A 3,869-nucleotide genomic window follows, 5' to 3' on the forward strand; every position below is an offset into this window, starting at 1 on the left:
CTGCCCCGCCTGCCACGCCCCCCGCCGCGACACCTACTGTGCACGGCCGCGCGGACGGCCCGGGCCGGGTGGCCCGAGCACACCACCGCCCACCGGAGCGGGCCTTGTCACCACGTCGTGTGGCGGTCTCCGCGTCGTGTGGCGGTCTCGCCGTCGCGTGGCGGTCTCCTCGTCGTTCGTTCCCGCCCGGTTCGTGATCATCGGGAGCCGATTCGGTCCGAGTCCGAAACCCGGCACCTCGCGCACCCGGCCGCGCGGGATCGATGTGCCGATGTGCCGATGTGCCGGTGTGCAGTATCGGCGGCGGAGCAGCGTTGCGAGGACCCGGAGGAGTTCGGCTCGGGCGAACCGTTCGGCGACACAGACCCGGACAGGCGTCCCCCGTCGGCCCACCGGGCGCGGTCGTCGACGGTGACGGTGACGGCAGGGGCGACGGCGAGGGAGCCGAGTAGCCTGGAGGTTCGGAAAGAGGCTCCGAGAGAGGTTCCGAAAGCCTCCGGTACCGGCACGCGTTGTCGGCGATGGCGCTCGCCCTCCGCGGTCGCGAGGCCGGAACCGTCGGATTGGTGTGTGCCCGGCGGCGCTGCCGCGCGCGCCGCGCGGGGCGGTGCGTGTCGCTGCGCTGCGGTTCCCGGCTCCGCACACGCCGGGCGCGCCTCCGGTGTCCACCCCTGCGACCGTGTCTCGACCGGCGGCACCCCCGACCGAGCGGGGGTTGGGCGGGACGGTCTCGGAGTCGAGGTGTCGAGAGCCCGATTCGCTTGCCTCGACGCCGAGATCGTTCCGGCGAGTACCTAGGCCGAGTGGATCAGGGTTTCCGGCTCGACGGCGTGGGCGAACGGCAGTTCGCGGGTGTAGCGGTCGAGTTCGTCCAGGGCGTGTTCGACCATCCGGCTCAGTTCGCCGCCCAGGGAGCCCGCGATGTGGGGGGTCAGGAGCACGTTGGACAGGTCGTACAGCGGGGAGTCGGCGGGGAGGACTTCCGGTTCGGTGACGTCGATGACGGCGTTGAGCCGGCCCGTGACCAACTCCGCGGTGAGCGCGGCCTGGTCGACCAGGGAGCCTCTCGCGGTGTTGATCAGCGTGGCGCCGTCCCGCATCAGGGCCAGCCGGCGGGAGTCCAGGAGGTGCTGGGTGGCGGCCAGTTCGGGGGCGTGCACACTGACCACGTCGCTGCTGCGGACGAGTTCGTCCAGGTCCACCGCGCGAGCGCCCAGGGCGTTTGCCTGATCCGCGGTCAGGTACGGGTCGTGGACCAGGAGTTCGAAGTCGAACGGGCGCAGGAGTTCGAGCACTCGGCGGCCGATGCGCGAGGCCCCGACGATGCCGATGGTGCGGCGGTAGTTGCCGAACCCGGGGTAGCGGGCGTCCCAGTCGACGGACCGGCGCTCGGTGCGGTAGGCGTCCCGGATCTGCAGGACGCGCTTGTTCGCGAGGAGCACGGACGCGACGGTGTACTCGGCGACGGGCTTGGCGTTGGCGGCGGCGCCGGACGAGACGATCAGGCCGCGCTCCCAACACGCGTCGGTGATGTGGTGCTTGACCGATCCGGCCGCGTGCACCACGGCGCGCAGGCGTGGGGCGGCGTCGAGGACTGCCTCGTCGAGCCTGGCACTGCCCCAGCAGGTGAACAGCACCTCCGCCTCGGCGAGTGCGGCAGCAGCCTCGGGCGTGGTGAAGTCCGCCGCGATCAGGTCGAGATCGACGTCGGACAGCGCCGTCAATCGGCTGCGGGCGGACGCGTCGAGGATGCGGGCGGCGACCGACGGCGCCATCGCCAGGAGCAGCCGCGGTCGACGACGGGCGGCGGCAGGTCGAGGTGTCTCGGTGCGCTCGGTCTCGGTGCTGGCGGTGGGGATGGCGGTGGGGTTGGTCTCGGCCGAGGAGGGCTCGGCCGACGAGGGGCTTGTTCGGTTGGTCGGGATCGAGGTGGCGCCGTTGGTCACTTGACGCTCCCGGCGGACAGTCCGGAGCGCCAGTGGCGCTGGAGCGAGACGAAGGCGACGACCAGGGGTACGACGGCCATGAGCGATCCGGTGATCACGAGCGGGTAGAACTCGGGGAAGGCGTGCGCGTTGGTGTTCCACGAGTACAGGCCCAGGCTGACCGGGTAGAGCTTCTGGTCGGAGAGCATGACCAGAGGCAGGAAGAAGTTGTTCCAGATCGCGGTGAACTGGAACAGGAAAATGGTCACGAAGCCCGGCATCATCATCGGCATCGCGACCGAGAAGAACGTCCGGATCTCGCCGGCTCCGTCCATCCGCGCGGCTTCGAGCACCTCGCCCGGGATGTATCCGGAGCTGAACACCCGTGCCAGGTAGACCCCGAACGGGTTGACGATCACCGGGATGAACACCGCCCAGAACGTGTTGACCACGCCCACCTTGGACGCGAGCAGGTACAGCGGCAGCGCGACCGCGGTGGTGGGCACGAGCACGCCGAGCAGGACGCCGCCGAACAGCTTCTCCTTCCCGGGGAAGTCGAACTTGTCGAACGCGTAGCCGGCGAGCACGCTGAAGAACGAGCCGAGGGCCGCGCCGACGCCCGCGTACAGCAGGCTGTTGAGATACCAGCGCCAGTAGATGCCGTCGCTCTCGTTGCTGACGGCCTTGACGTTGTCGGCGAGGTGGAACCCCTCGAACGCGAAGCCGTCGCCGCCGAACAGGCCGCCCATGTCCTTGGTCGCGGCGATGAGCAGCCACGCGAGCGGCAGCATCATGTACAGCGTGACCAGGATCAGGACACCGTTGACGGCGGTCTTGGACATCACCGCGTTGGCGGTACGGCCTTGGCGCGCGCGACGCGGCGGCTTGGCCGAGGGCTTGGGCGCGGCGGACGCGGATGCGTCGGGCGCGGCGCCGCTCGGCTGGTTGACGGTGATGCTCATGCGGTCCTCCGTCCGGACGACAGGCGGGTGACGCCGAACGACAGTGCCGCGGCGAACAGCGCGAGCAGGACCGAGGCGGCTGCCGCCAGGCCGAAGTCGTTGGCGCGGAAGGCCGACGTGTAGGCGTACATGTTGGGCGTCCACGAGCTGCCGACGGCGGGATTGGCCTCGTTCAGGATGGAGGGCTCGGTGAACAGTTGGAGCGACCCGATGATGGTGAACAACATGGTCATCGCGACGGCGGCGCGAATCATCGGGATCTTGACCGAGACCGCGATTCGGACCGGACCGGCGCCGTCCACGGTGGCCGCCTCGACCACCTCGCGCGGGATCGCCTGGAGCGCCGCATAGAAGATGATCATGTTGTAGCCGATCCATTCCCACGTCGCGATGTTCACGATGGAGAACAGGGCGGTGTCCGAGGCCAGGAAGTCCCAGTGCAGGCCGCCGGATTCGAGCAGGTCCACGACCGGGCTCAGGCCGGGCGTGTACAGGTAGACCCAAATCAGCGCGGCGATGATGCCGGGTACCGCGTGCGGCAGGAACAGCGCGAGCTGGAAGAACCGACGGGCCCGGGCGAGCGCCGAGTCGAGCAGCAGCGCGAGGGCGAGCGCGGAGCCGACCATGATCGGGATGTACAGCACGCAGTACAGCCCGATCGAGATGAAGCCTTCACGGAAGGCGTCGTCGCCCAACGCGTCGGCGTAGTTCCCGAGGCCGGTGAACACCCGCTTGGTCCCGCCGAAGCCCAGGCCCGAGGTTTTCTCGGTGAACAGGCTGAGCCAGATCGCGTAGCCGATCGGCACGATCATGGTGGCGATGAACAGGATGTAGAAGGGGGTCAGAAACAGCGCTGCGGTGGCGTTTCGGCGCCGACGTACGGCGGCCAGGGGTGTGTTCATGGAACTGCTTCCTCGTGGCGGTCCCCCGGTTCGGGGTTTGCGCGGGCGCACGGAGGCGGTGGGGCGGCGGCGGGCCGCCC

The 3,869-nt window shown here is 69.7% G+C and carries 3 protein-coding genes; all 3 read right to left on the reverse strand.

What is annotated here, in order from left to right:
• Positions 1-794: 794 nt before the first annotated feature.
• Positions 795-1,775, reverse strand: a complete 981-nt coding sequence (locus tag GT354_RS02390) for a hydroxyacid dehydrogenase (protein ID WP_161354488.1) — start codon at positions 1,773-1,775, stop codon at positions 795-797.
• 167 nt (positions 1,776-1,942) lie between these two features.
• On the reverse strand, positions 1,943-2,767 hold the full coding sequence (locus GT354_RS02395) for a carbohydrate ABC transporter permease (RefSeq protein WP_237534296.1): 825 nt from the start codon (positions 2,765-2,767) through the stop codon (positions 1,943-1,945).
• 116 nt (positions 2,768-2,883) lie between these two features.
• Positions 2,884-3,789: a sugar ABC transporter permease gene (locus GT354_RS02400; RefSeq protein WP_161354487.1), complete on the reverse strand. Its 906-nt coding sequence runs from the start codon at positions 3,787-3,789 to the stop codon at positions 2,884-2,886.
• Positions 3,790-3,869 lie beyond the last annotated feature (80 nt).

The sequence above is a fragment of the Streptomyces sp. SID3343 genome (genome assembly GCF_009865215.1).
Classification (GTDB): Bacteria; Actinomycetota; Actinomycetes; order Streptomycetales; family Streptomycetaceae; genus Embleya.